This window comes from Halorubrum xinjiangense, assembly GCF_900102375.1.
GTDB lineage: Archaea > Halobacteriota > Halobacteria > Halobacteriales > Haloferacaceae > Halorubrum > Halorubrum xinjiangense.
The window spans coordinates 1-26,287 of record NZ_FNBO01000017.1 but is presented as its reverse complement, the minus strand read 5'-3'; the positions used below and the strand labels follow the sequence as shown (position 1 = coordinate 26,287).

The following is a 26,287-nucleotide window of genomic DNA, read 5'->3' as shown; positions in this document are numbered from 1 at the left end:
GGCGCGTCGCGCGCTCCGCCCCGACGGGCCTCACACCAACCCACCGACGGTAAAGACCAGGTAACAGCACGCCACGAGCGCGCCGGAGTGGAGCAGCGCCGCGTACCGCCCCCGCGCGGCGGTCCCGGCGAACCAGCCGGATGCCAGCATGGTCGCCTGCGTGACGACGTACAGCCGGAAGCGTTCCAGTTCCGGATACACCCCCTCCGGCTCCGTCACCGCCTCCGAGGCGGCGGCGATCTCGGCGAGCCGCGCGGCGTCGACCACCTGCGTGTTCACGACCGCGACGACGCCGGCGACGAGGACCGCCGCGGCCCAGCCGACCGCGATGTACGGCTGCATCGACGAGCGGAGCGCGCGCTGCTCGCTGTACAGCCGCCCGACCTCGATCCGGAGCGTCTCGAACACCGCGTCGGCGTCGCCGCCCGCGTCGAGCGCGCCAGTGACGAGCCCGAGCGTCCGGGCCGCCAGGGGGGTGTCGACGCGGTCGACGAACTGCTCGATCGCGGCGCCGCGGACGTTGACCGCGGGCGACTCCTCGGCGGAGCCGGACTCCGATTGGGCCGTCCCCTCGGGCGCCGTCGTCGACCGCAGCGCGAACGCGAGGTCGGCCACGTCGTCGTCGAGCACGCCGAGGTCGTCGTCGCGCGCGACCGCCGCCACCGCCGCTTCGAGCGGGCGCCCCTGCGCGACGTGGCCGGAGACGGCGTGGACGAAGTCGGCCAGCTCGCGGTCCTTCGCGTCGTCGATCCGAGTGCGCCGCGCGGCGACCAGCCCGACCGGCACCGCGAAGGCGGCGTACCCGACGAGGGCGACGTTGACGAGCGTGTAGCCCGCGACCGCGAGCCAGGCCGCGAGCGCGACGGCCGGCCCCGCGGCGACGACCGCCGTACTGGCGGGGTTGTGCCCGGCCGTTGCGAGTATCGCCCGCGGGCTCGCGGGCGCCGCGTAGCTCGCGCGCTGGCTCGGCGGCCGGAGCGTGCCCACCGCGACCGCGGCCGCCAGCCCGAACGCGACGAGGAACGCGACGGCGCCGTACAGCACCACGGCGCGAGTCGGCACCACCCCGACCGGCGTGGAGACCGGCGGGAGCAGCTCGGGGATCACGACCGACAGCGCGGTCGCGCCGATGACGAGCAGCGCCGGCAGCACCAACACGGCGACGAACAGCTCCGTGAGCAGTTCGAGGAACCGTCTGGCGCGCTTCCGGGCGCGGTCCTGCCGGTGGGAGAGCATTCGGCGCTCGGTGGCGAGGAACTCGGAAAGCGCCTCGTCGCCGGCCGCGGCCCGCTTCCGGAACTTCAGGAGGAACGGCGCGAGCAGCTCCCGCGAAGGTGTGTCGCGGGCGACCCGCCGGAGCCCCTCGTCGAGGCTCCCGGCGAGCCGGGCGGCGTTGAGCGCCTTCCGCAGCGAGGTGGCGGTGGCGCCGTACGCGTCGCCGGCGGCCGCCTTCCGGAGCATCGCCCGCGGCTCGTCGCTCCCCGAGGAGAGCAGTTCGAGGTACCGCACCGCCCCGGGAAGCGTGCGCTCGATGTCCGTCCGCCGCGTCGCGGCCACCCACCGGAGGCCGACCCCGGCGGTCGAAACCGTCGCGCGCTTCGCGAGGAGCGCGGCCGCCGCCGCGACGAGCAGCGCGGCGCGGTCCGTCCGGAGCGGCCCGACGGAGTCCGGCGTCGGCGCGGGCGCCGCCGTCGACCCCGACGAGAGCAGCGCCGCGCCGAACCGCGCCTCGACCGCGGCCGCGACCGCGGGGGCGGCCCCCGTCGCGACGACCAGCGCAGGGAAGAAGGCGGCGACCGCGACGACCCACGAGAGGGCGTACGCCCGCGCCAGGTACGTTTCGAAGCCCGTATCGAGGGCCGTCCCGCGGTACCGCTTCCGGTCCGCGTCGTGCCTGCGATCACTCGCGTGGCGCGCGAACAGCGCGTAACAGACGCGGTCGATGACCGCCAGCCGACTGCCCGTCGCGAGGGTGTCGGCCGCGCTCGCGTCGTCTGCGTCCGCCCCGACCGCGCTCGCACCGTCCGCGCCAGCGTCGTCCGCGCTCGCCTCCACCGTCCCGCTCGCCTCCACCGCCCCGCTCGCGCGGCGTCGGCTCACGGCCGCCTCCGGTCCGCAGACTCGGCCCGACTAGGGTCGTCGCTTCCGTCGCCGTCGCGGTCCATCGTCCGGGCGGCGCGCTCGACGGTGGCCGCCTCGTCGGTGCGCAGGTCGGCGAGGAACTCGAACAGATCCTCGGGGTCGTCGACGCCGTCGCGCACGAGGTACTCCACGTACCGGCGCTTCGACTCGAACTCGGCGGCGACCGCCTCGCGGTCGCGGTCGGTCCGGTTCGCGATCCGATCGAAGACGCGGAACCGCGGGCCTGCGCGGCCGTCGCCGGGAGAGTCGCCCGACCCGGTCGCGCCGGCCCCCGCTGCGCTCGCCCTCGAGACTCCCCCGTTCGCGTCACCGCCCGGCGCGCCGGGGAACCGGAACGCCCCGTCGCCGTCGCGCCAGGCGACCGTGTTGTACCGGACGGACTCGCCGCCGGCCTCGACGACGCCCGCGCCGCCGCGCTTCGGGTCGCCGGTCGGGCTCCGTTTCGCCTCCGGGTCGAGGCCGTCGTACGCGGCCTCGGAGAGGGGCTCGATCGCCCGGGAGACGTACCGCTCGCCGTCGACCTGCCGGGGGAAAACCACGAGGTCGACCTCGCGAAGTAGGCGGGCGGGCAGGTCGCGCTCGCGCAGGCGGTTGGCGAGCGCCTCGACGTCCTCCGCGTGCGTCGTGCCGATCACGCCGTGGCCCGTGTTCAAGCTCTCCGCGAAGGTCTCGAAGCTCTCGGGCGTGTTGATCTCGGCTATCACCTCCACGTCGGGGTTAAGATAATTGGCTTCAGTCATCAGCTCCGCCATGCCGACCGACTTGTAGGCGTCCTCGTGGTCGCGGGTGGTGAGCGAGACGCCCGTCTCGTGGGGGAGCCGGACCTCGCGAGACCCCTCGTCGACGGAGACCGGCCGGGCGTCGAAGGGGATGAACGGCGCGTGGGCGTTGAGAAGCGTCGTCTTTCCGACGCCAGTCGGCCCCGCGAAAAGGACGACGCCGCGGTGCTCGTACAGCAGCCACAGCAGCGTGACGAGGTCGACCGACAGTGTCCCCCGCTCGATCAGGTCGACCGGCGTGAGCGCGTCGGCGCGCTGCTTGCGTATCGAGACGTGCGGCCCGCCCTCCGAGATGACGGGCAGCGCCACCGCACACCGTATCGTCTGTGGCACGCCGTCGAGTTCGAGGTTCACTTTCGCGGAGGGCGTCGAGGCGTTCAGCTCCGTGCCGTCGCGGGCGGCGATCCCCGTGACGACGTCGACGAACGTCGTCTCCGCTTCGAACGCGAGGTTCGTCGGGATCCGCGCGCCGGCCTCGGGGGCGTCGTCGGCCTCGAACCCGCCCGCCTCGCCCGCCTCGTCCGTCGACCCCGAAAGCACCGAGGCGCGGGGGACGACCTTCACGCGCTCGCCGACGCGGTTCGCCTCCACGTCCTCGAGGTGCGGATCGCGGATCGGCACCGTCAGGATTCCCTCGCCGACGAAGTCGCGCAACACGTAGTACGCGAGGTCGTCGAGCCGGTCGCGGGCGAACCGCGAGTCGACCGGCGGCGCGGCGAGCCCCCGGTCCGCGAGCGCGGCCCGCGCCCGGTGGACCGCGGCGTCGAGCCACGCCCGGGTGTTGCGCGCGGTGAGCCGGCGCGAGAGGAACCGGCGGGCGCGGGCGGCGACGAACGACTCGCGGTCCTCGATCACGTCGCTCACGGTCGTCTCCCAGATGCGCGACTTGCACTCCTCGATGAGCGCCTCGTCGCCGGGCAGCAGGTCCGGCTCTAACACGGCGTACTTCGTCTCGAACGCGTCGGAGCCGAGCAGCCGCTCGCGGTAGACGACCACTTCGACCGGGATGCCGGCGAACTCGACCGCATACTGCGCGAGCCGCTCGGCGGCCACCCGCTCAACGTAGTCGGCGTCGGCGTCGATACCGGTCTCCAGCGGCGCGAACGTCTCGGTGTGGACGACCAGTTCGCGGTCGTCGCCCACGTCCGCGACCTCGATCCGATCGTCTAAGGCGACCGGGGTGAGCTCGCCGAGCAGCCGGAACTCCCGCAGCGCGTGGTAGTCGAGACGGCGGCGCGCGGCCGCGCTCGCGTCCACCAGCCGGTCGATCGCCTGCGCGTACTTCGACTCGAACCCCCGCTCGGCGCGCTCGACGACCCCGACCCGGGTGAGGGGGCGGCGGTGCCGCACCGCGGAGAAGCGGTCGCGGACGCGGTCGAGCGCCCGCTCGTCGGCGGCCGACAGCGGCGGCTCGCGGACGTCGTAGCCGAACCGGCCGCCGTCGCGCTCGCGAATCGTCGCGACGACGCCGGGCGCCGCCTCGTACTGCGCCCGGACGTCCGGCGCGTACCACGCCTCGGGATCGTCCGGCGGCACCGGCGCGGGGACCGCGCCGCCCGGGTCGTCGTCGGGATCGTCGACGATCCGGAGGGTCGCGCCGTCGCTCACGGCTCGGCCCCCCGCCGGGTCGACTCGCTCCGCTTCCGCTGCTTGCCTCGCTTCCTCGACAACTTCGGCCTCTGCTGCCCGTCTCGCTTCCTTGACAACTTTGGCCGCCGCCGCCCGCCTCGCCTCGTCGTCATTGTCCTCGTCTGCGGGACGCCCGGTGAGTCTGTTAAGCGTTTTCTTCTCCGCTATCTTACTTGTTTCAGATTTTATAAACGGCGGCGTTTCGCCGCGAGAGTCAGCTTATGCGGCCGGTAAAGGCCGACACGGAGTCGACCGGTGACGCGACCTACCGGTAGGTATATTATTCTGACATCCGACGATCCGTCGATGGCTGGCCCCTCGGCGGCGCCGGTGAGCGTCGTGTTGCCGACGCGGGAGTGGACCGTCGCCTGCGACGAGCTGGCGGCGCAGACGACGCCCGCGGACGAGTTCCTCGTTGTCTGCGACCGCCGGACGGACCCCGTCGTCGAGGCGGCCGCGGAGCGCGCGGCGACGGTCGTCGTCGCCGGGGAGCCGACGGACTGTTCGGCGAAGTGTAACGCGCTGGCGGCGGGGTTGGCGCGCGCTGCGCACGACCGGCTGGTGTGTACCGACGCCGACTTCGAGCACGGCGACGGGTGGCTGGACACCGTCCGGCGGCGACTCGCGCGGACTCCCGACGGGCACGTGCTCTCGACGGCGCCGGTGTTGGCCAGCGAGGGCCCCCTCGGCAAGCTGCTGGAGCCCTCAAGCGTCATCGGCGTCGCGCGGAGCGTCCGCTTCGACACGGGCGTCTGGGGCGGAACGATTGCGTTCCGGCGCGACGATATCGACCTCGACGCGTTCGTCGGCGACCTCCGGCGGACCGTGGGCGACGACGCCCTCCTGGCGGAGCGGGCCGACGGGATCGAGACGGCGCGCTCGCTCGTCCGCGAGATGCCAGTCGACGGCACGCTCCGCGGAACGGTGGCCCGACGGGTGCGGTGGACCCGGATGGGCCTGTACCTCGACCCCGGCGGCATCGCGTCCAGGATCCTGGTGTCGCTCGCCGTCCTCCTCGGAACGCTCCTCGCGCCGTTCCTCACCGTCCCGCTGGTGACCGGGGTCGCCGCGGCCGCGTACGCGGCGCTCGGCGTTCGCCGCTGGACGTTTCTCCTCGCGGTGCCGGGGTACGCGCTCGTCCTCGCGCCGCTGTGTTACGCGCTCTTCCGCGTCGAGTTCGAGTGGGGCGGACGCCGCTACCGGTGGCTGTCGCTGTACGACGTGACCGTCCTCGACCGGGGCGAGGAGTGACCGTCCGCCCGCCTCCCTGCCGACGGCGTCAGGTTCTTTCCCGTCTCTCCCGGACCGTACACCGATGACGGACACCATGCGAGCCGCGGTCGTACCCGAGCCCGGTGCCGAGTTCGAACTCGTCGAACGGGAGATCCCCGAGCCAAGCCCCGGCGAGGTCCGTGTCGCCGTCGACGCGTGCGGGATCTGTCGCAGCGACGAGTTCGTCGTAGATGGGTCGTACCCCGGCGTGAGCTACCCGCGCGTCCCCGGCCACGAGATCGCCGGGACGGTCGACGCGGTCGGCGACGACGTCGACGCGTGGGAGGCGGGCGAGCGCGTCGGCGCGGGCTGGCACGGGGGGCACTGCTTCACCTGCGAGCCGTGCCGTCGCGGGCAGTTCCTCCAGTGCGAGAACGCAGAGATCACCGGCCTGAGCTTCGACGGCGGGTACGCCGAGTATACGACGGTCCCCGCGGAGGCGCTGGCGGCGATCCCCGACGACCTCGACGCGGTCGACGCCGCGCCGCTGCTCTGCGCCGGGATCACCACCTACAACGCACTGCGCAACTCCGACGCGCGCGCCGGCGACCTCGTCGCGGTCGTCGGCGTCGGCGGCCTCGGCCACCTCGCGGTCCAGTACGCCCACGCCGCCGGCTACGAGACGGTCGCCGTCTCGCGAAGCCCCGACAAGGAGTCGCTCGCGAGGGATCTCGGGGCCGACCACTTCGTGAACGCCGCCGAGGCGGACCCGGCCAAACGGCTCCAGGAACTCGGCGGCGCGAGCGTCGTCCTCACGACCGCGCCCGCGAGCGACGCCATCGAGTCCGTCGTGGGCGGGCTCGGGGTCGACGGCTCCGTGATAATCGCCGGCATCCCCGGCGAGCCGGTGTCGGTCGACGCCCAGCAGCTGGTCGGGGCCCGCGGCGCGGTCGAGGGATGGGGGTCGGGTCACGCTCGCGACTCGCAGGATACCCTGGAGTTCAGCGCCCTCCGCGACATCACGCCCGAGGTCGAGACGTTCGCGCTCGACGAGGTCACCGACGCGTACGACCGGATGGCCGACAACGAGGCGCGCTTCCGGGTCGTCTTGGAGCCGTAGACGACGCCTCGGAGCGGTCGCTCCCGTCCCCGCGGATCGCCGGACCCGCCGTGCTTTTGTGCGAGCCGCTCGCAGCCGCGGTATGCGCGCAGCCGTCTTCAACGGCCCCGGCGAGATCGACGTGGAAGAGCGACCTCGGCCCGAGATCGAGGCACCAACCGACGCGATCGTCCGCGTGACCCACACCGCGGTCTGCGGCTCGGACCTCTGGTTCTACCGCGGCGACAGCGACCGCGACGCGGGCTCGCCGGTCGGCCACGAGCCGATGGGGATCGTCGAGGCGGTCGGCGACGACGTCACGAGTGTCGCCCCCGGCGACCGCGTGCTCGCCCCCTTCGCGATCTCCTGTGGCGAGTGCGAGTTCTGTCGGAAGGGGCTCCACACCTCCTGTGCGAACGGCGACTCGTGGGGCGGCGACAACGGCGGCGGCCAGGGGGAGTACGTCCGGTCGACCCACGCCGACGGTACCCTCGTCCGCGTCCCCGACCGGTACGCCGACGACGAGGACACCCTCCGCTCGCTCCTCCCGCTCACCGACGTGATGGGAACCGGGCATCACGCGGCCGTCAGCGCGGGCGTCGAGGAGGGCTCGACCGTGGCCGTCATTGGCGACGGCGCGGTCGGGCTCTGTGGCGTGCTCGCGGCCCGCCGGCTCGGCGCCGAGCGAATCATCGCCGTCGGCCACCATGAGGACCGTCTCGAACTCGCCGAGGAGTTCGGCGCCACGGAGACCGTCTCCGAGCGCGGCGAGGCCGCGGTCGAGCGGATCCAGGAACTCACCTACGGCGGGCCGAACCACGTGATGGAGTGCGTCGGTGCCGCGAGCGCGATGAACACCGCCATCGACGCGGTCCGGCCCGGCGGCACGATCGGCTACGTCGGCGTCCCCTACGGCGTCGAAGACGAGGGGCTCGACGTGTTCGGGATGTTCGGCGACAACGTGACGCTCGCGGGCGGGGTCGCCCCCGTCCGCGCGTACGCCGAGGAACTGATGGACGACGTGCTTCAGGGGACGCTCGACCCCGCGCCCATCTTCACCGAGTCGGTCGGCCTCGACGACGTCGCCGAGGGGTACCGCATGATGGACGAGCGCGAGGCGATCAAGGTGCTGGTGAAGCCGCACGGGGACGCGTAATCGGCCGCGAGCCCCGCCCTCCGCGCTGACTCCACTAAACCGATTTTTAAATATTGGCGCGTGCCTGCGAGCGGCCGCCCCCGGCGGCCGCGAGTCAGCACGCGCGAGGGATGCCGCGAACGCCCGGAGGGCGTGAGCGGCGAGGTTGGGGAGGCGAGAGGTGCGGTCGCTGTGGGGGGCGGGAATCAAAGGGGCAGCCGGGAGGCGGGCGCAGGCGTTCACGAGAGCAGAGCTCTCGTGAGCCAATCAGAACGCGAAGCGTTCTGATGACGACGGAAGCACCGCAGCGAAGGAGCGGTAGCGACTGAGCGAGGAGCGTGGTTCGAGACGCCGGAGGCGTCTCGTCATCACGAAAGGCGCTTCGCGCCTTTCGAACGACCGCGAGCGTACGCCCGCCTCCCGGCTGGGGCTTTGGTGGTGTTCTCTGTCGATCCGGATTTGACTATTTATAAGTGAGCGGCCGTGGATCCAGAAGACTTCGCTGGGCCAGCTTCCGTTTATAAGCACTCGGACGCACCGATGGGAGAACCGCTTAAACGTTCGATTTCGGCGGTATCGGCGTAACCTTTAGTACGCTCAAGTCCTTGTTACCTGTTGTCATGTGCCATCATTACGACGAGGCGCGCACGTGGACGGAGATTCAGGCGCGTCACCGGTCCGAGGAGGCGGACGAGCAAGCCGACGAGATCCCCGACGTTGACGCGGTCGACGAGCCGGCGCGCGAGACGGAGGAGTCCGAGCCCCCGGCGGAGCCGCGCGCCCCGGCCGACGACTGACGCGGTCGGGAACGACCCCGCCTCGAACCCCGATTTTCTATCGCGCGCGTCGTGCCGCATAGCGACGGCGCCGCCCTCGCAGCCGCCTCAGAGCGGTTCGATCAGTTCGACGACGTGGCCGTCGGGATCCTTCACGAAGGCGACCCGCGCGCCGGCCTCCGGGTGGTCGGTCGGCGCCTCGACGACGCCGTGGTGGTCGAGGGCCTCGAACGCCGCGTCCACGTCGTCGACGCCGACGGCGACGTGGTCGTAGCGGTCGCCGTCCGCGCTCGGCTCCTCGCCGGCCGTGTCCGACAGCTGGAACTCGACGCCGCTGTCGTCGGCGACGTACACGTTGCGGGTGTCGTCGATGGTAAACTCCCACGACCGTTCGAACCCGAGTTCGTCGACGTACCAGTCGGCGGTCCGGTCGGCGTCCGCGACGTTCAGGCAGGTGTGGAGTATCTCCATGCGTCGGCGTCGCGCCCCGCCGTAATAAATTCCCGATCGCAGGCGCGGCGCGGTACCGGCTCCCCCGAGCAATCATGGCGGTCGCGCTCGTACGTACCGTATGGACCGCAACGCGGTGCGTCGCGCGTGGGACGAGGTCGCCGAGACGTACGCCGCCCGCCGCGACCCCGACGGCTCGGACGCGGCGCTGATCGACGACCTGCTCGACTCGCTGGCGGGCGACCCACGAGGCGGCGACGGCGACCCCCTCGTCCTCGACGCCGGCTGCGGCGACGGCGCGCGGACCCTCGCAAACCTCCCGCCGGGCAGCGTCGGGCTCGACGTCTCCCGGCGCGGGCTCGACCTCGCGGCGGAGACGGTGCCGGACGCGCGACTCGTCCACGGCGAGATGTCGGCGCTCCCGTTCACGGCCGATCGCTTCGACGCGATAACGGCATACCATGCGGTGTTTCACGTCGAGCGCGAGCGCCACCCCGCCGTCTACGAGGAGTTCGCGCGCGTCCTCCGCCCCGGCGGTCGACTCCTGTTGACGCTGCCGAGCGGCCGGTTCGAGACGGTCCGGCGCGGCTGGATGGGCGGCCGGATGTTCTTCTCCGCGCCCGGCCGCGAGCGCACGCTCGACCAGCTCCGCGCGGCGGGATTCGCCGACGTCGAGACGACGACCGCGAGCGACCCGCTGGGCAGCAGCACCGAGTTCGCGTTCGCGACGCTGACGGGCGACCGAGCCGACGATTCCCCGTCGCGGCCGTGACCGCCCCCGACGAGGTGCCCCACGACGTGCGCGCGAGCCTCGAACAGCTGCTCGCGGCGGCGGCCGACGCGGCGGCCGAGGGCGACGAGCCCACCGCGCGGGCGGCCCTCGACACGGCCGAGACGGTGGCGACGAACAAGCTCCCGACCGGCGAGCGCCGCGACCGCGTTCGGTGGGGCTGCGCGGCCGCGCTCGACGCGCTGCCGAACGGCGACCTCGCGGCCGCGTACGCGACGGCGACCGCGGACGCCGTCGCCGGGTCGGACCCCTCACTTTAGGCCGCCGAGCGCCTATCTCCGCCTATGCGCGTCGCCTCCCTGCTCCCCTCCGCCACGGAAACGCTGTTCGCTCTCGGCGTCGAACCGGTCGGCGTCTCCCACAGCTGCGACCACCCGCCGGCCGCCCGCGACCTGCCGACGCTGACGAGCACGGTCGTCGACCACGCGGACCGCTCGGCCGCCGACATCGACGAGCAGATGCGCGACGTCGACGGCGCGGTCTACGACCTTGACGAGGAGCGGCTCGCGGCCCTGGCGCCCGGCCTACTCGTCACGCAGGCCACCTGCGACGTCTGCGCGGTCGACGCGAGCGAGGTCCGCGCGGCCGCCGCGCGGCTCGACCCCGCGCCCGACGTGCTCGCCTGTGACCCGCACTCCTTCGCGGACGCCCTCGACGACGTCGTGCGGATCGGCGAGGCGGTCGGCGAGGAGGCGGCCGCGACCGCGCTCCGCGCCGATCTCCGCGAGCGCGTCGACGCCGTCCGCGAGCGCGCTAAGCAGGCGGTCGCCGACGAGGGGCGGCCCCGGACCGCCGTCCTCGACTGGACCGACCCGCCGATTCGGGCGGGCCACTGGGTGCGCGACATGGTCGAGCTCGCGGGCGGCGACCCGTCGTTCCAGCCGGACGGCCCCTCCGAGCCGGTCGCGTGGGACGGCGTCGTCGACGCCGACCCCGAGGCGCTCGTCGTCGCCCCCTGCGGGTTCGACCGCGACCGCGCCGCCGACGCGGTCGGTGACCTCGCGGAACGGCCCGGCTTCGACGACCTGCGCGCGGTCGCGGACGACCGCGCCTACGCGGTCGACGGCAACGGCCTGTTCAACCGGCCGAGCCACCGGCTCGTCGACTCGCTGGAGGCGCTGTTTGCCTGTCTCCATCCCGACCACGCCGCGACACCCCCGGCCGCGCACGACCGGATCGCGCGGGTCGAGCGCGCGACGACGCGGTCCGTCCGAGCCGACGGCGGGTGAGCGCTCCCGGCCGCCGCGTCAGGCGTCCGCCCGCTTGCGCAGTCCCGACAGCGTCCCCGCGGCGCGGAGCTCGTCGATCGTACAGTACCACGCGCCGCGCACGCCGTTCAGGTCGTTCTCGACGGGGCGCTCCAGCGGGACGAGGTCGTCGAGCTCGAAGACCACGACCACGCGCTCTGCGGAGAACGGGTCGATGAGCGCCGCCCAGTCGGTCTCGTCCATCGGGCCCGGCTCGCCGCGCGTCTGCTCGGCCCGGTCGACGACGCGCGCGTAGTGGGTTATCGCGGACACCGGCGCGGTGCGGTAGAAAGCCATGTAGCCGAACGCCGCTCGAGTGCGGTCGTACGAGCGCGGCGCGGGGTAGAACCCGGCGCGGCAGCGCTCGAAGGTCTCGGGTTGGGTCGCGACGACGCAGACGCGGGCGTCGCCGGGCGCGTCGTCCGCCGGGGCGTCCGCGGCGAATCGGTCGAGGTCCACGTTTCGAGTCGCCGGCGAGCGCGGATATATCCGCCGCCGGCGCGTACCGGGAAGCGATGGCACGGAGCGCGACGAGCGCGCGCGGCGGTCCCCGCGAGCGCGACGAGACGGCCGCGGCACGGGACGAGGAGTCGGTCGCCGACCGGTCCGGCCCCCCGGCCCTCGCGGTCGAGGGGCTCACGAAGCGGTTCGGCGACGGCGACGACGCGGTGGTCGCCGTCGACGACGTGAGCCTCACCGTCGAGCGGGGCTCGGTCGTCGGCCTGCTCGGGCCGAACGGCGCCGGCAAGACGACGCTGATAAAGTGCGCGCTCGGCATCGTCATCCCCGACGCGGGCTCGGTGCGGGTGTTCGGCAACGACGTGCGCGACGGCCGGCGGGCGGCCTACGCCGACGTGGACGCGATGTTGGAGGGCGCGCGAAACGACTACTGGCGGCTCACGGTCAGAGAGAACCTGCGCTACTTCGCGACGATCAGCGGGGTCGACCCCGACTCCGTGGCGGCGCGCCACGACCGGCTGCTCGACCGGCTCGACCTCGCGGACAAGGCGGACACGCCGGTCCGCGACCTCTCCCGGGGCATGAAACAGAAGGTGTCGCTCGCGAGCGTGCTGGCGGGCGGCGCCGAGCTGGTCTTCTTAGACGAGCCGACGCTCGGGCTCGATGTCGAGAGCGCGCGGACGCTCCGGGCGGAGCTGCGCCGGCTCGCGGCCGAGGAGGGGCTCACCATCGTCGTCAGCAGCCACGACATGACGACGATCGAGGCGGTGTGTGACCGCGTCGTCATGTTATCGAACGGTCGGATCGTCGCGGACGACACCGTCGACGCGCTGCTCGGCGCGGCCGCGAGCGACGTCGTCCGCGTGGCGAGCCCCGACCTCGACGCGGAGACGGTCGCCGACCTCCGCGAGGCGGTCGAGGTCGTCGGCGTCGACCGTGACGCGCGCCCGCCCGCGGTGACGGTCGCGGCGGGCGGCGACCGGCTGTACGATCTGACCGACGCGCTCCGTTCGGCCGGAGTCACCGTTTCGGACATTCGGACGGTCCAGCCCGACCTCGAGGAGGTGTTCCTCGAACGCACCGGCACGGCGCCCGGTGCGGTCGGCGACGCCGGTGCCGCGTTCGGGGGTGAGTCCTCGTGAGCGGCGACGAGGAGCCCCGCCCGGCCACGTACTACCACCTGGCGCGGGCGGTGCTGTACCGCGAGTTTCTTATCTTCGTGCGGTACCCGGCCAACGCGATCGGGGGAATCGTCGTCTCGCTGTTCTTCTTCGCCGCGCTGTTCCTCGGCGGGCAACTGCTCGCGGGGCAGGCCCTGGCGGACTCGATCGAGGGGATCGTCGTCGGCTACTTCCTCTGGACGCTGTCGGTGGGCGCGTACTCGTCGGTGTCGAACGACATCGGCAGCGAGGTACAGTGGGGGACCTTAGAACGCCACATCACCACGCCGTTCGGCTTCGCGCCTGTCGCGCTGCTGAAGGGGGTCGCGAAGGTGGTGCGGACGTTCCTCACGAGCGCGGTGATCCTCGCGGTGATGCTCCTCGCGACCGGGACGCGGCTCAGCCTTGCGCCCGTGACGGTGGTCACCGTTGCGGGGCTGTCGATCGTCTCCGTCCTCGGGCTCGGCTTCGCCGCCGGCGGGGTGACGGTGTTGTACAAGCGGATCGGCAACTGGCTCAACCTCCTCCAGTTCGGCTTCGTCGCGCTGATCTCGGCGCCCGTCTTCGACCTCCCGTGGACGCGCGTGCTCCCCTTGGCGCACGGCAGCGCCATGCTCCAGCGCGCGATGGTCGACGGGATCCGACTGTGGGAGTTCCCGCTCGCCGACTTGGCGCTGCTCGTCGCGGTCGCGGTCGGCTACCTGTTCGGCGGCTACCTCGTCTTCCAGCTGGCGACGGGGCGGGCGCGGCGGCTCGGCGTGCTCGGTGACTACTGACCTCGCGGGTCGCACGGGGGCTCGTCGCGCGCGACGGGCCGTCAGGACGCGGGTGACGGAGCCGGTGAGACGCCGCCGAGGGGCAGCTACCCGGACCCGTCGCTGCCGTTCGCCGTCACCACGACGTAGATCAGCGCGACCGGGATCGCCGCGCCGAGCGCGCCGGTCGGGATCAGCGCCGTCGACGCACCGACCGTGACCAACAGCCCGACCGCGACGCCGGCCGCCGCGGCGCCCGCGAGGAGGACTTCGACGGCTCTCCGCATATCTGATCGACGACTCCAGGGTCACATGGGCGTGTCGCTTCCGGCCCCGCGGAGCGAGGCCCTGCTTCGCCTACCGGTCCTCGTCCGGCTCTGCGGCCAGCGCCTCGTCGCGGAGCTCGCGGCAGCGCTCGCCCGCGACCTCCAGTTCCGGGACGGGCGTCGGGCTCCCGTCGGCGTCGACGGCGACGAACACGAAGTACGATTCCGTGGTGAGGTCGCGCTCGCCGGTGCGCGGCGACTCGCGGTACGCGCGGATCCGTGTCCGGAGGCTCGTGCGCCCGACCGCGTACACGTACGACTCGATGACACAGGTGTCGCCCTGCGGGACCGGCCGCTTGAAGTCGAGCCCGTTGATCTTGGCCGTGACGCAGGTCTCGCCGGCGGCGCGCATCGCGGACATCGCGCCGATCTCGTCCATCCACTTGACGACGTTGCCCCCGTGGGCCGACTCGTAGTTGTTCGTGTGGGTCGGCTGGACGCGCTGGCGGTTCTCGATGTACGTGTCGCTGACGCTGGGCATACTCGTCGGTGGCGCGGCTGCGGGAAAAACACCGCCCTCGACCGTCTCGCCCCCGGGGGAGCCCGGTGTCAGTTCCCTCCGGCTCGCCCGCTATTTATCAGACTCTGTAACTCGGCCTTCACTCATAAATAGGGCAGTTCGCTTCGGTCGAACAACAGATGTTGAACGCGATCACCGCGCGGTACGGGCGGCGGGTCGGAGCGGCCGTGCTCGTGACGCTTGGCGTGACGCTCGGCTTCGTCGCCCTCTTTGCGGGGCACGTGGCGACGGTCGGAACGTCGGCGGCCGCGACGGCGGCGCTGACATCGGTGGGCGTCGTCGTCACGCTGAACCTCGGACTCCTTGGCATCGTGTTGGTCGGCAACGTCGCGGTCGAACTCCGGCGGCTGACGGAGACGGCCGAGGCGGTCGGGCGCGGCGAGTTCGACGCGAGCGCGAGCTCCGATCGCGGCGACGAGATCGGGCGGCTGTTCGACGCCTTCGACGAGACCCGGCGGTCGCTCCGGGACGCCGTCGCGGAGTCCGAGCGGGCGCAGTCTGAGGCGGAGTCAGCCCGTGAGGAGGCCGAGGCGCTGTCGGACACCCTCTTAGAGCGCGCCGAGGAGATCGGCGGCGCCATGGAAGATGCCGCCGAGGGCGACCTCACGCGACGGCTCGACGCGGACAGCGACGTCGACGCGATCGAGCGCATCACGGCGGCGTACAACGAGATGACCGGCGGCCTCTCGGCGACCGTCGAGGACATCCAGTCGTTCGCGGGCGACGTGGAGGCGACGAGCGAGGAGATGGCGTCGGAGGCCGACCAGGTCGCCGCGATGAACGAGGAGGTCGCCGACGAGATGCGCGAGCTGGCCGACGAGCTGGACGAGCAGACCGACCGGCTGCGCGAGACGGCCGCCGACACCGACGACTTCTCCGCGACCGTCGAGGAGATCGCCTCCACCACCGACGAGGTGGCGGGCGACGCGAGCGCCGCGGCGGAGCTCGGCGCGGCGGGCGAGCGGCGGGCGACCGAGGCGGTCGAGGCGATCGCCGCGATCGGCGACCTGCTGACGGAGCTCGACGAGCTCGTGGCCGGGCTCGACGACCGGATGGACGGCGTCGCGGAGACGACCGACGTGATCGCGGACATCGCCGAGCAGACCAACATCCTCGCGCTGAACGCCTCGATCGAGGCGTCGCGGGCGGGCGGCGACGGCGACGGGTTCGCGGTCGTCGCCGACGAGGTGAAAGAGCTCGCCGAGGAGACGCGCGCCTCGACGACGGAGATCGAGGCGACGATCGGCGAGGTGACGGAGGACGTGTCGGCGGTCGCCGGCGAGATGGACCGGACGATGACCGAGCTCGACGAGACGACCGCGGCGGTCGAGGCCGCGGGCGACGCGATAGAGGAGCTCACCGGCACCGTCGAGGACGTCGACGTCGCGATGGGCGACATCGCGCGGGCGACCGACGAGGGTGCCGAGGGGATCGAGTCGGTCGCGGCGCGCGTCGAGGCCGTCCACGGCTCCGCCACCGACGCCGCCGACCGCGCGCGGTCGCTCGCGGAGACCGCCGACGAGACGGCCGAGACCGTCGGCGACCTTGCGGAGACGGCGACGGCGCTCGCCGAGCGCACCGCGTCGCTCACCGAGCGGCTCGCCCAGTTCGAGACGCGCGGAGACGCGGCCGACGTCGCGGCCGCGACGACCGCGACGGGGACGGAGCCCCCGGCGGGCGCCGCCGGCGACGCGGAGGTGAGCGCCGATGATTGAGCCGTCGGCGGTGCGGTTCGCCTCGGCGGCGATCTACGCGGTCTCCGCGGTGGTGCTGCTCGCGCTGGCGCGGCGCAAGCCCCCCGAACTCCGTCGGTACTGCTACCCCTTCGCCGCCGTCGTCGCGTTCGCGGGAATCGGCGTGGGACTCTGGGGCGCCGGGATCGGGGCGTTCTCGGTCGCGAGCGGCACGCTGGAGGGCGGCCAGCTGCTCACCGACTACGTGGCGTACCCGTTCCTGTTCGGGTTCGCGGCGTTCGTCGCGGGCGCGAGTCGGCGGTACGTCGCGGGGGTCGTCGCGATCACCGTCGCGATGCGGCTCGGCTACGACTTCGCGGAGGTGTTCGAAGGCGCGCTCGCGACGGCGGGCACCCTCGGGATCCTCGTCGGGTACGCGACGCTGCTCGGGCTGTTCTTCGGACCGGTGGCGAGCGCGGCGGCGCGGCAGCCGCCCGAGCGCGAACTGTTCTACAAGAAGACGCGGAACCTCGCGCTGTTCGCCTTCGGCGTGTTGATCGCGTGGGCGATGCTCCAGATTGCCGGGCTGTTCGATCAGTTCACCGCGACGGTGACCTTAGAGTACCTCGACCTCCTCCTCCGGGTCGGGTTCGCCGGCTTCGTGTTCGCGAACGTGGAGACGCTCGCGGCCGAAGCCGAGGCCGGAGTTGGCGAGGAGGGTGGTGACCCGGGCACGGCCGCGACGGTGTCGGTGTCGAGCGCGGACTGAGGCGGCGGAATCGGATCTTTTGCGCAGCCGATTGATTCCGTAGACGGGTTAACGTCGCGTGATTCAGTTCACACGAGCAGCGCGATCCCGCCCCCGCCGACGATCGCGAGCGCCCCGAGCGCGAAACACACCGTCGCGAACGGGACGCGCTCGACGACGCGCATGAGCGCGTCGATCGTCAGGTAGCCGACGACGCCGCTCACGCCGAGCGCGACCGCCGCGGGCACCGGCGCGATTCCGGGGAGGCCGCCCGCGCCCGCGACGGTGAGCGCGGCCGCGCCGACGCTCGCGGGGATCGACAGCAGAAAGGAGAGCCGAAACGCTGTCGGCGGGTCGTAGCTCCGGAACAACAGCGTGCTCGCGGTCACTCCCGACCGAGAGATCCCGGGGAGGATGGCGAACCCCTGGGCGCTGCCGACGAGGATCGAATCGACGAGCGAGGGCGTCTCCCGGCCACCCATGCTGACGCTGTCCGAGGCCCGCTGGAGGAGGCCGGTGATCACGAGGAGGACCCCGATGACGGCGATGAAGACGCCGCCCGTCAGATCGCTCACGAGGTCGACCGCGAGGACGTACAGCGGGATTCCGACGAGCCCGGTGAAAAGCGACGCTACGACGATGTACGTCGCGATCGCGTGGTCGGCGTCGTACGCCGTCGCGGGGCGCCAGCCGGGCAGCGCCTTGAGGACGGTCGCGATCTCCGCGCGGTAGTAGGTCGCGGCCGACAGCGTCGTGCCCAGCTGGAGGAATAAGGCGAGCTGGACGGCGACCGCCGGGTCGGTGCCGACGAGCGTGAGCACGAGCGAGAGATTCCCCTGACTCGACACCGGGAGCCACTCGACGACGCCCTGAACGATTCCGGCGAGTATCGCAACGAGCAGCTCCGTCGTAGTCACTATCGGAAACGGAAGTCGGATGGAAGCTAAAAAGCCCCGGTTGCGGGCTACCGGTCGGCGCGAGACTGCTCGTCAGTCTCCGCCGCCTGTTCAGGGGCTGCGGCGTCGGCTGTGCTGTCCGATGAGACCGTTTCGGGCGCCGGGTCGGTCGATTCGCCGTCCGATCCCGATCGATCCGGCGGCTCCGGGGGTTCAAGCGCGGCGACGAGGAGTTCGACCGGCCGCGTCTCGCGCAGCTCCGCCCAGCTCCGTCGTTCGCGAGTGGCGACGACGCCGGCGACGGCGAGAGCGACCGCGACGCCGAGCCGAGTCGTCCCGAGCGTTCCGGCCGCGACGCTCACCAGTCCGAGGCCGAGGCCCGCTGCGAGGAGCGCCACCCCGGTGACGACCGCCGGCGCCGCCAGCGTGCGCCGCACGACGGTGCGGGCCGCGGCCGCGAGGCGGGAGTCGTCGAGCGCGGGAAGCAGTCGGTCGAGGATCGCGTCGAGGAGGCGAATGAACGGGCCGACCGTCCACGTCTCCCGGAGGTCGATCACGATCACTTCCGGGTCCGGCTCCGCGGTGAGCCACCGGTAGAGGTACGAGCTGCGCACGGCCGCGGCCGTCCGGCGCCACAGCTTTCCGAGACGCGAGCGGTGGGCTGCCCGCCGGAGGCCCTCAGGCGGCGCGCCCGCCTCCGTCTCGTCACTCATCTGAGTGGATCTTCGGGTTGACGCTCATGTGTGTTGCGACTGGGGCAAGCCGGTGGTGCGGTCACCGCTCCACGGAGACGGCCGTCGCCTCCACGGTGGCCGTGCCGAGATCGAGCGTGACGGTCGACCCCTGGCGGATCTGGTCGCCCTTGAACGCGAGCCCGCTCGACGTCTCCCGGAGTTGGAGTTCCGCGGTGATCGTCACCTCGCGGTTGACCGGATGGTCGACGACGTTGACGCTGCCGTCCTCGCCCGTCGCGATGATGAGCGAGGGCTCCGTCTCCACGCCGGTGACCCGTGCGACGGTGGTGTCACCGGTGCGTTCGACCATGCCCGGCTCGATGGCGTCCGCGAAGTCCTCGCGGACGTCTTCCATCCGGAGGGTGACGGTCCGGGTCGTGGTCTCTCCCAGACTGATGTCGCCGCCGACCTGCTCGATCCGGCCGTTAAACGTGTACTCGCTTGTCGAGAGCGTGACTGACTGACCCCGTCTGACCGGACTGCCGCCGAACCGGAGTCGATCCTGCTGGCGGTGGCCGGTGAGCGTCGCCTCGACGAGGAGTTGGCGGCGCGTCGGTCGGTTGGTCGTGTACGTCGTGACGTTCTCGACCCGGGCCACGGTGCGGTCGCTCAGGCGGATCTCGTCGCCGGGCGTCACGTCTTCTGCGGTGCCCGCGTCGACCCGACTCGAGAGCAGCACGCGCTGCTGTTCGGTCGTGAGCGAGTCGCTGTCGCCCACGTCGCGGATCTGGCCGTTGATCTGGTACCGGTCGGTGGCGATACCGAGCGTGCGGCCGAGTCGCGGCGGGGCGCCCTCGTAGATGAGGCTGTCCTGGTCGTTGAGTTCACCCTCAAGTGCGACCCGGAGTACCACACGGGTGTTCGCGCCCTGTGGCGTCAGGTGAACGTCCGTGATCCGGAGCGTCGAGGCGTCGTTCGGGCTGTGGGTGTCGCCTTCTTCGATTGCGTCGACAATATATGGTGAGACGGTGCCGACATCGAGCGTCGCGTAGGTGGTGTCCGTTTCCGGTGCCGGCTCCGGGTCGTCCGTGAGGACGAACGCGGCGCCCGCAACGACGACGGCGGCGATCAGCAGGACGACGAGCGCGTCGATGACGTTGACTTGACCGAACAGTCGTCCCTCGTCGTCGATCAGTTCCATGGAGGTCCCTCCGAGCGCGGCATTATCAACGACCACCGGGGCGCGGGTAAAAAGCGTATTCGTTCGCCCCGCGCTCGGGGAGCGGATCCGTAGCCTTTTGCCCGCGCTGTCGGAGGTGACTGGTACGATGAGTCGGCTCCGACTCCCGCTCGTTCCGCGGTGGCTCCGCCTCGGCGGCGTGGTCGCGGTCGCGTCGACAATCCTCTACTACTCCGTGTTCACACCCCCCGGCAGCGGCGCGATCCGGACCGGGCCCCTCGGTGTGCTCCCCTACAGCACGTGGCTCCACGCGCTGGCGTACGCCGGACTCGCAGTGACGCTCGCATACGCGTTTCAGGACTCGCCGTGGCGCGACCGCTCCGTGTTGGTGGTCGTGTTCCTGCTTGCCGTCGGCTACGGCGGGAGCATCGAACTGCTCCAGTCGACGCTGGACGCGCGCACCGCCGACTTCGGCGACCTGCTCGTGAACGCTGTCGGGGCCGCCGTCGCCACTGTGTGCTGGCGCGCGCTGACGCGGTGGGTCCGGTTCTATCGGGTTCGACGAGTGGAAGAAGTCGAGATGCCACTCTAACACCCACAGTCCAGACGGTGCGAGATTCTTCGACGACGATTCGTGCCCCGTGCCTCGCCTCGACTACGAACTCTGCGTGAACCCGTAAACGGCCTGTTCATGTCGTTGCGAAACGGCTGTCGTGGCACCGAACTCGTGGGTGTCGGCGCCGTCAACCCACGAAAGCAGTGTGAGTGTCGTTGCCGCTTCATCGTCGAGGTCCTCTTCGGCCACCAGCGTTTCGACGACAGCAGGCGGCGACGGCGGTTCTTCGCTGCTCTCAAGCTCTGTAACAGTCTCAACTCCGGCGTCGGCTAGCGACGCCGTCGCTGGCTCCGGGACCGCTGGAAGCTCATCCAACATCGTCGATGGCAGTGTCCGATCCGGTTCGACACTCACCTCCACGGGCGGGGAAAGCAGCTCCTCGTTGGCCCCCTCAACGAGGTCGAGTGCACTCTCAAACGAATCTCGTGCCTGCCGGAACCGTATCCGAGCGAGCGTTTGGCTCCCCTCAGTGTAGGCGACGATAGCCACCTGAAAGCTCTGCTCGGCCGTTTTCAGTGTCTCCAGAAGCTCCTGTCGGTGATCGTTGAGCGTTCGAACCGTCTCTAGCTCTTCACGCGTCGCGTCGATAGACTGTTCAATCTCTTCATGTGACTCCGCGGCTCCGGTGTCGAGCTCGTCAAGAATCGCTTGATATCGGGCGACTGCCGCGCCGTAGGCGTCGATCGCCTCGTCGAAGTCGTTGTCCGCTCTGGCATCGGCAGCCGTTTCGCGGAACGCTTCGGCCTCAGATCGAAGTTCATCGACCGACGTGGCGTCGGTGGTGTAATCCGTCTCGTGTGGGGCGCGCTCAGCGGGGGTCTCTTCGCCGCTCGCTCCGGCAATCCCTATCAGCCAGAGCAGTGCGAGAGCGAATATGAGCATCCCAACGACGATTCCGCCGATCCACAAGGTATACGAGCTCTGGAGCATGGTCCGCGGTCCGCAGGCGCGACGTATGAAACTATTGAACTGCTAACACTAGTGCCCGCTACAGCTGATCAAGGAGTGCGTCCACGGCGTCAACCGTGAGAGAACGTCGCGTAGCGGGTCCGCTCGGGATACTCGTCGATATCGAATCCCACGAAGGGTAGTCTTTGTGTGCGTGTTTAACGGCATCCTGCCGGTAGTGTGTGTAGCGGTATCCCGCCGGTACATCCAAGTTCGTCACCAACGAACATGTCATCTAGATGACTCAGTACTGTACACAACAAAACGAGCTTCCGGACGCTATCCGAGGATATGTGGTCGATGCGATCACCGAGGCCGAGACGTTCCGTGCCGCCGTTAAAACAACGACCGGCGGACTGACGCAAACCGTGTGGCTGGCCGTCACCTCCGATAACCTCTTTATCATCGTGTCGAAGCTGATCGATGCCACGCTGGTCTCCGTGCCGCTAACGTCCGTTACGTCGATTGAAGCCGATCGCGTCGATCTCCCGGGCGAGCGCCGTCGGGAGATTACACTCGAAACCGTCGACGACTCGTTCACATATGAACTACACGACCCCGACGGGGAATTCATCGATACCCTCCAGACAGCGGTTGCGGCGGTTCCGGACCCGGAACTCACTGACCCAACTCACCCGACTGACATCGATCACGCTATTCAGAACTGCGAGGACGTCGTCGAAGCCGCCGCGAGTGCCCGCAGCGATGGATCGTTTGACGAGGCGACCGAGCAGTACGAGACCGCGAGCACCGGGTACCAGACGGTCCTCGAGCGACTCCCGGCCGGTGATGACCGCCACGACGCAATCGAAGCGGCCCTGACCGATATTCAGGCTGCTCAACGACAAATCACGGAACTACAAGAACGCCGCGAAACGGTTAAAACCCGTCTCACAGCCGCCGAGAACAGCTTCCAAACGGCGGTGCGAGCACACGTAAACGGAGAACAGACCGTCGCTAAGATCCGGTACCGGCAGGCTCGCGACGGGTTCGAGGAGGCGCTTGAGCTGATCGACGGCGATCTCCCCGTCTTCGAGAAGCCGATCCAGGTTTCGTCTGACGCTGACGCCCTCGCCGTCTCCGGACCGCTTGCCGAATTCTCGCGGTTGTCGGCCGCCACCACTGACGCCCTTTCCGACAAGGAGATCGCCACTGTCGGGGATCTCCACGGTCAAGCGGCGGGTCCGAAGGCTGTCGACACTGACGGCTCCGAGCCAACCCCTCCTGTCCGGGACCGCTTCGAGTCGACGGCGATCGATCAGGCCGACGTCCCGATTCTCGTGGCGCTCTCTTGCCAGCGGACGGGGGCGATCTCGTTTACGGCCCGGAGCGACGTCCAACGACGCATCGATCAAACCACTTTCGGGTACGACGCCACGGTTTGATCGCTGTACTGGGCGGGACCGATCGGAGCGCCGCGCCCCCTCGGAGATCGGCACTCATCGCCGCCGAAACGAGGGATGTCGGCGACGGCGACGGTCGCGTCGTCGCGAGCGAACTGTGGCGTCGTCGCTCCGAGTGACTACCAGGTGAGCCCCTCGTAGATGAGTCCGTCTCGTCGCTCGACGACGCGGCGACCGTCGACGACGACCGGCGTCGCCATCGCGTCGAACTCCATGTCGAGCGCGGCGAACTCGTCCCAGTCGGTACAGACGACGCACGCGCTCGCGTCGTCGAGCGCGGCCGCCGCCGCGTCGGCGTACTCCACGCCCGGGAAGTGCGCGCGCATGTTCTCCGTCGCCACCGGGTCGTACGCGACCACGGTCGCGCCGCGCGCCTGAAGCCCCTCGATGACGGGGATGGCCCGGGAGTTCCGGACGTCGTCGGTGCCCGGTTTAAATGAAAGCCCGAGGACGGCGACGCGCTCGCCGCTCACGTCGACGTGCTCGTCGAGCAGCGAGAGCAGCCGTTCCGGCTGCCCGTCGTTCACGCGCACGGCGGCCTCGAGCAGCTCGGGGTCGTAGTCGGTCTCCTTCGCCGCGGCGATAATCGCATTCGTGTCCTTCGGGAAGCAGTTGTGAACGACCAGTCCGTCGGTCGTCACGAACGTGTGGTCTTCGGCGACCTCCAGCGAGTACACATCAGTCGTCGTCTCTTCGACGGTGACATCGCGAACCGGAACTGAGGTAAATCCGCCGTCCGCCGTGTGCCCCGTCGGCGCGATGTCCCGCTCGTACGCGTCAAGCCGGTCGTTGATCCGGTCTTGCTCTTCGGGCAGGAACAGCTCCTTCAGCGCCGCGATCTGCCGTTTCGAACTCACGCGCAAGAAGTGGGCCGGTCGCGTCGACTTCGCCGACTGCGAGGTCTTGTAGCTCGGGACGATGCCGAGACTGTGGAGCAGCAGCGTCATCCCGTCGATCAGCTCCTCGCTGACGGAGCCGTAATCGTAGACAACGGCGTTCGAGTGATTAGTGTACTCGATATGCCCGTCACCACGGAACAGTCCAGAAAGCAACGCCACGCGTTCGTCGGCCGTCGCTTGGAACGCGTCGTCGGGGATCGCCGCGGAGTAGGACCCGGTACCACAGCCGAGCCACTCGAGGAACGCGGCGAAGACCCGGCTGGAGACGCAGATTTCCGTCGTGGTCTCCTGTTGTCGAGTCTGGTACCGAATTCCCAGATCCTCGTAGTACGACTCGACATCGCCGACGTACTCGGGCTCCTCGCTCGGATGGAAACTCAACTGAATCCGTCTTCGGGTAGTCGAGCCGTGTCCAGAGGTGTCGTCGTTGACGTGACCCTCGCTGAGATAGTACCCGATGAACCGCCAGAACCGCTCGTCCGCGCGGAGTATGGCTGGCACGTACGTCTGCCCACCGCCCCGCGTCGTGTAGAGGGACAGTTCCTCCCTTTCGACCGGCAACTCCTCCTCGTAGGTGAGGAACGCGTCGAGCGGCAGGTAGTTATCTCGGACGAGATCGGAGAGCTTGTGATAATCGAACTGACGGTTATACGCGCGAAGCACCTCGTACACCTCGTCTTTGTTCGCCTCCAACGGCGTCGACGGCTTCAGATACACCCGATCGTTTTCGAAGTCCGGCGACTCGTCAACGATCTCGATGAGGTCAAACTCCGAAACGGGATCGCTCGGGAGATCGGCCAACACCGGTACGGAATCTCCCTCTTCGAGCTCCGCAGCCGGCTTGACCGCGGTATCGTTCCCCTCGAGCGTCAGCATCGGATGATCGTGCGTGACGGTCACCCGTTTGTTCATCTTCGTCCGGATCGTGTGTAACGGACCGTCGTATCGGCGGCGCGTCGCCACCTCGACGGACTTGAACGCGAATTCACCCTGCTCTGACCGACTGAGTACCGAAACATCGTCGACGGTCCCGTCGGAGACGTATTCGTCGAAGAACTCGCCGAGCGTGAGATGTCTCGTACCCGCCTCGTCTTTCGCTAGAACGCGTTGATCGACTGTCAGACAACTCCCACCCCACCCCAAGCCGGAGCGGAGGAACTGCTCGCCGATGCGGTCGTCGAGGCCGATCGCGTCGGCCACCTCGTAAGCGTCGACGCCGAACTGCTTACAGATGTTTCCGATGTCGTTGATGAGGCTGACCTTGCTCGCGAGGAACGCGTTGTTGGCGTACTTGATCATCTCCGCCTCGGCGATCCCCGTCTCGACGACCGCGGCCTCGGTCGCGTCGAGGAGCGGTTCGAATACCCCGCGGAGGGCGTCGAGCGCGACCGCGTCGTCGTCTTGTGTGCCGAACACGACCTTATCGGGTGACTGAAAGTCCTCGACCGCCGTTCCCTCGCGGAGGAACTCGGGGTTCATCGCGACGTGGAGGTCCTCGCCGAGCGTCTTGCCGGCGGCCTCGGCGAGGATCGGCGCGAGCGTCTCCTCGGTGGTCGTCGGGACGACGGTGCTTTTCGTCACGACGACGTGGTCGCCGTCTTTCGTTTCGAGGGCCTCGCCGAGCGTCTCGGCGCCCGCCTCGATGATTGACGTGTCGATGCTCCCGTCGTCGTTCGCGGGCGTCGGGAGCGCGAGGAACGTGAGATCGGTGTCGCGGACGGCGGCGTAGTCGGTCGTCGCCGTGAGGGCGTCGCCGCCGTGTTCTTCGAGAAGCTCATCGAGGCCGGGCTCGTGGATCGGCGCGCGGCCGTCGTTGATCGCGGCGACTATTTCTTCGTCGATGTCGACGTTCACCACCTCGTGGCCCATGTCGGCGAAGCAGGCCGCGACGGTCGTTCCCACGTAGCCGCTGCCGACGATACTCACACGCATTAGGTAGGAGTTCGGGGACGGGCGCTTTAGGGTTTGGCACCGGGTCGGGCTCGGCGTCGTCCTCGATGCTGGTGTCGGATTCTGCGGTCTCGTCGCCGGCGAGGCTCCATTCGGCTTTGTCGCGCTTCTCGGGGTAGTCGACGTCGATTCGCCAGCCGTCGAGGCCGATGCTGCGCCCCGACTGGATGCTGAGCCCCGGTGATCAGGCGTTCACCGTGCGTTTTGCCCCGATGCGATGCTCGTAAGCGAGTGGCCGGCGTCGGTCTCGTCGTACCGACGTGCGTACTCTGACCGAAACAGATTTGTGACACAACTGGCTACACTTGATTACATTATGCCGATCCTCCTCGAAGACCACGATCCAGAACTCGCCCTTCGACCGGGGACCACGAAGTCAGCCATCGTTGAATTCCTTTATCAACACTCCGAGTGGGGGTACTCTCCGAAAGACATCACAGAAGCCCTCGAAGTCCCTCGGGGAACCGCAACAACCACGCTCAAACGCTTGTACGACGACAGCTATGTGGGCAAAACCGACGACGGCTACTACTATGCCCTCAGCGATCGCGAAGACGTCCGGCGCTACGTCTCCAGTCTCGATCAAACCCATCGAATGTTCGGCCACCACCGTGACGAGGAGGCGACTCCCGAGACACCAGAGAAGCGGATCGGTGACGGGCGGACTGACGAGGAGCTCGATGCGGAGCTGGAAGCGCTAGAGAACGAGGCGGACGGATCGGATGATTGACATCCTCCCCGCGCTGAAGCGCGAGGATTCCCACGGCACCGTGCCGCTGGGTTGGGATATTGTGGTTTACGACGTGACCCGTTCTTGAGGT

The 26,287-nt window shown here is 70.0% G+C and carries 24 protein-coding genes and 2 pseudogenes; 14 read left to right on the top strand and 12 right to left on the bottom strand.

The annotated features are described in order from the left end of the window. Positions 1-30 precede the first annotated feature (30 nt). Positions 31-2,100: a type II secretion system F family protein gene (locus F3H13_RS14780; RefSeq protein ID WP_188128086.1), complete on the bottom strand. Its 2,070-nt coding sequence runs from the start codon at positions 2,098-2,100 to the stop codon at positions 31-33. Next, positions 2,097-4,529 carry a type II/IV secretion system ATPase subunit gene (locus F3H13_RS14775; RefSeq protein ID WP_149799763.1) on the bottom strand — a complete coding sequence of 811 codons (2,433 nt, stop codon included), beginning with the start codon at positions 4,527-4,529 and terminating at the stop codon, positions 2,097-2,099. Before F3H13_RS14775 ends, F3H13_RS14780 begins: the two co-directional genes overlap by 4 nt. A 327-nt stretch (positions 4,530-4,856) precedes the next feature. On the opposite strand from F3H13_RS14775, the gene F3H13_RS14770 reads away from it, so the two are divergent. The 4 genes from F3H13_RS14770 (at position 4,857) to F3H13_RS16315 (ending at position 8,793) form a co-directional block, all read left to right on the top strand. Next, entirely contained in the window at positions 4,857-5,801 is a 945-nt protein-coding gene (locus F3H13_RS14770; protein ID WP_149799762.1) for a glycosyltransferase, read from the top strand. Positions 5,802-5,877: 76 nt separating this feature from the next. After that, complete coding sequence (locus tag F3H13_RS14765) at positions 5,878-6,882, top strand: alcohol dehydrogenase (protein ID WP_149799789.1); 1,005 nt, start codon at positions 5,878-5,880, stop codon at positions 6,880-6,882. An 82-nt stretch (positions 6,883-6,964) separates the two neighbouring features. Continuing rightward, positions 6,965-8,017, top strand: coding sequence for a zinc-dependent alcohol dehydrogenase family protein (locus F3H13_RS14760; RefSeq protein WP_149799761.1), 1,053 nt, complete (start codon positions 6,965-6,967; stop codon positions 8,015-8,017). 599 nt (positions 8,018-8,616) lie between these two features. Further along, positions 8,617-8,793: a hypothetical protein gene (locus F3H13_RS16315; protein WP_188128085.1), complete on the top strand. Its 177-nt coding sequence runs from the start codon at positions 8,617-8,619 to the stop codon at positions 8,791-8,793. Positions 8,794-8,880: 87 nt separating this feature from the next. Here the strand turns inward: F3H13_RS16315 and F3H13_RS14755 are convergent, their stop codons facing one another. Continuing rightward, positions 8,881-9,243, bottom strand: a complete 363-nt coding sequence (locus F3H13_RS14755; protein WP_149799760.1) for a VOC family protein — start codon at positions 9,241-9,243, stop codon at positions 8,881-8,883. 100 nt (positions 9,244-9,343) lie between these two features. Between F3H13_RS14755 and F3H13_RS14750 the strand changes: the two genes are divergently transcribed. Genes F3H13_RS14750 through F3H13_RS14740 form a run of 3 tightly spaced genes read left to right on the top strand, consistent with a single transcriptional unit; the run spans position 9,344 to position 11,241 of the window. After that, positions 9,344-9,994 (top strand): class I SAM-dependent methyltransferase, encoded by a 651-nt coding sequence (locus F3H13_RS14750; RefSeq protein ID WP_149799759.1) that lies wholly within the window; start codon positions 9,344-9,346, stop codon positions 9,992-9,994. Further along, positions 9,991-10,272, top strand: coding sequence for a hypothetical protein (locus F3H13_RS14745; protein WP_149799758.1), 282 nt, complete (start codon positions 9,991-9,993; stop codon positions 10,270-10,272). The genes F3H13_RS14750 and F3H13_RS14745 overlap by 4 nt, the downstream gene beginning before the upstream one ends. A gap of 24 nt (positions 10,273-10,296) precedes the next feature. Next, positions 10,297-11,241: an ABC transporter substrate-binding protein gene (locus tag F3H13_RS14740; protein ID WP_149799757.1), complete on the top strand. Its 945-nt coding sequence runs from the start codon at positions 10,297-10,299 to the stop codon at positions 11,239-11,241. Positions 11,242-11,259: 18 nt separating this feature from the next. Here the strand turns inward: F3H13_RS14740 and F3H13_RS14735 are convergent, their stop codons facing one another. Continuing rightward, entirely contained in the window at positions 11,260-11,718 is a 459-nt protein-coding gene (locus tag F3H13_RS14735; RefSeq protein ID WP_149799756.1) for a hypothetical protein, read from the bottom strand. Between the two features lie 56 nt (positions 11,719-11,774). Here F3H13_RS14735 and F3H13_RS14730 point away from each other — a divergent pair, with 56 nt between their 5' ends. Beyond that, positions 11,775-12,860, top strand: coding sequence for an ABC transporter ATP-binding protein (locus F3H13_RS14730; protein ID WP_149799755.1), 1,086 nt, complete (start codon positions 11,775-11,777; stop codon positions 12,858-12,860). Then, positions 12,857-13,654, top strand: a complete 798-nt coding sequence (locus F3H13_RS14725; RefSeq protein WP_149799754.1) for an ABC transporter permease — start codon at positions 12,857-12,859, stop codon at positions 13,652-13,654. Before F3H13_RS14730 ends, F3H13_RS14725 begins: the two co-directional genes overlap by 4 nt. Before the next feature lie 86 nt (positions 13,655-13,740). Here the strand turns inward: F3H13_RS14725 and F3H13_RS14720 are convergent, their stop codons facing one another. Both F3H13_RS14720 and F3H13_RS14715 read right to left on the bottom strand, forming a co-directional pair. Then, on the bottom strand, positions 13,741-13,920 hold the full coding sequence (locus tag F3H13_RS14720; RefSeq protein ID WP_149799753.1) for a hypothetical protein: 180 nt from the start codon (positions 13,918-13,920) through the stop codon (positions 13,741-13,743). Between the two features lie 70 nt (positions 13,921-13,990). After that, positions 13,991-14,440 carry an acyl-CoA thioesterase gene (locus tag F3H13_RS14715; protein WP_149799752.1) on the bottom strand — a complete coding sequence of 150 codons (450 nt, stop codon included), beginning with the start codon at positions 14,438-14,440 and terminating at the stop codon, positions 13,991-13,993. A gap of 158 nt (positions 14,441-14,598) precedes the next feature. Between F3H13_RS14715 and F3H13_RS16565 the strand changes: the two genes are divergently transcribed. Then, positions 14,599-16,194, top strand: a complete 1,596-nt coding sequence (locus tag F3H13_RS16565) for a methyl-accepting chemotaxis protein (protein WP_149799751.1) — start codon at positions 14,599-14,601, stop codon at positions 16,192-16,194. Then, complete coding sequence (locus F3H13_RS14705) at positions 16,187-16,921, top strand: G protein-coupled receptor family protein (RefSeq protein WP_149799750.1); 735 nt, start codon at positions 16,187-16,189, stop codon at positions 16,919-16,921. The genes F3H13_RS16565 and F3H13_RS14705 overlap by 8 nt, the downstream gene beginning before the upstream one ends. A 68-nt stretch (positions 16,922-16,989) precedes the next feature. Here the strand turns inward: F3H13_RS14705 and F3H13_RS14700 are convergent, their stop codons facing one another. The 3 genes from F3H13_RS14700 to F3H13_RS14690 form a co-directional block, all read right to left on the bottom strand. After that, positions 16,990-17,817 (bottom strand): undecaprenyl-diphosphate phosphatase, encoded by an 828-nt coding sequence (locus F3H13_RS14700; RefSeq protein ID WP_149799749.1) that lies wholly within the window; start codon positions 17,815-17,817, stop codon positions 16,990-16,992. A gap of 47 nt (positions 17,818-17,864) precedes the next feature. Next, positions 17,865-18,509, bottom strand: coding sequence for a hypothetical protein (locus tag F3H13_RS14695; protein WP_149799748.1), 645 nt, complete (start codon positions 18,507-18,509; stop codon positions 17,865-17,867). 61 nt (positions 18,510-18,570) lie between these two features. Next, a complete protein-coding gene (locus F3H13_RS14690; RefSeq protein ID WP_149799747.1) occupies positions 18,571-19,671 on the bottom strand; it encodes a DUF4330 domain-containing protein in 1,101 nt (366 codons plus the stop codon). 127 nt (positions 19,672-19,798) lie between these two features. On the opposite strand from F3H13_RS14690, the gene F3H13_RS14685 reads away from it, so the two are divergent. Further along, positions 19,799-20,242, top strand: a complete 444-nt coding sequence (locus F3H13_RS14685) for a VanZ family protein (protein ID WP_149799746.1) — start codon at positions 19,799-19,801, stop codon at positions 20,240-20,242. Between the two features lie 63 nt (positions 20,243-20,305). Here the strand turns inward: F3H13_RS14685 and F3H13_RS14680 are convergent, their stop codons facing one another. After that, on the bottom strand, positions 20,306-21,196 hold the full coding sequence (locus F3H13_RS14680) for a hypothetical protein (protein ID WP_149799745.1): 891 nt from the start codon (positions 21,194-21,196) through the stop codon (positions 20,306-20,308). Positions 21,197-21,507: 311 nt separating this feature from the next. On the opposite strand from F3H13_RS14680, the gene F3H13_RS14675 reads away from it, so the two are divergent. Continuing rightward, positions 21,508-22,599 (top strand): PspA/IM30 family protein, encoded by a 1,092-nt coding sequence (locus tag F3H13_RS14675; protein WP_149799744.1) that lies wholly within the window; start codon positions 21,508-21,510, stop codon positions 22,597-22,599. Between the two features lie 137 nt (positions 22,600-22,736). Here F3H13_RS14675 and F3H13_RS16560 read toward each other — a convergent pair. Both F3H13_RS16560 and F3H13_RS14670 read right to left on the bottom strand, forming a co-directional pair. Next, positions 22,737-23,231 (bottom strand): annotated as a pseudogene (locus tag F3H13_RS16560) (UDP binding domain-containing protein); the annotation flags it as partial. 3 nt (positions 23,232-23,234) lie between these two features. Further along, positions 23,235-25,448, bottom strand: a pseudogene (locus tag F3H13_RS14670) (nucleotide sugar dehydrogenase); the annotation flags it as partial. 334 nt (positions 25,449-25,782) lie between these two features. Between F3H13_RS14670 and F3H13_RS14660 the strand changes: the two are divergent. Beyond that, positions 25,783-26,196, top strand: coding sequence for a helix-turn-helix domain-containing protein (locus tag F3H13_RS14660; protein WP_149799742.1), 414 nt, complete (start codon positions 25,783-25,785; stop codon positions 26,194-26,196). Positions 26,197-26,287: the final 91 nt, after the last annotated feature.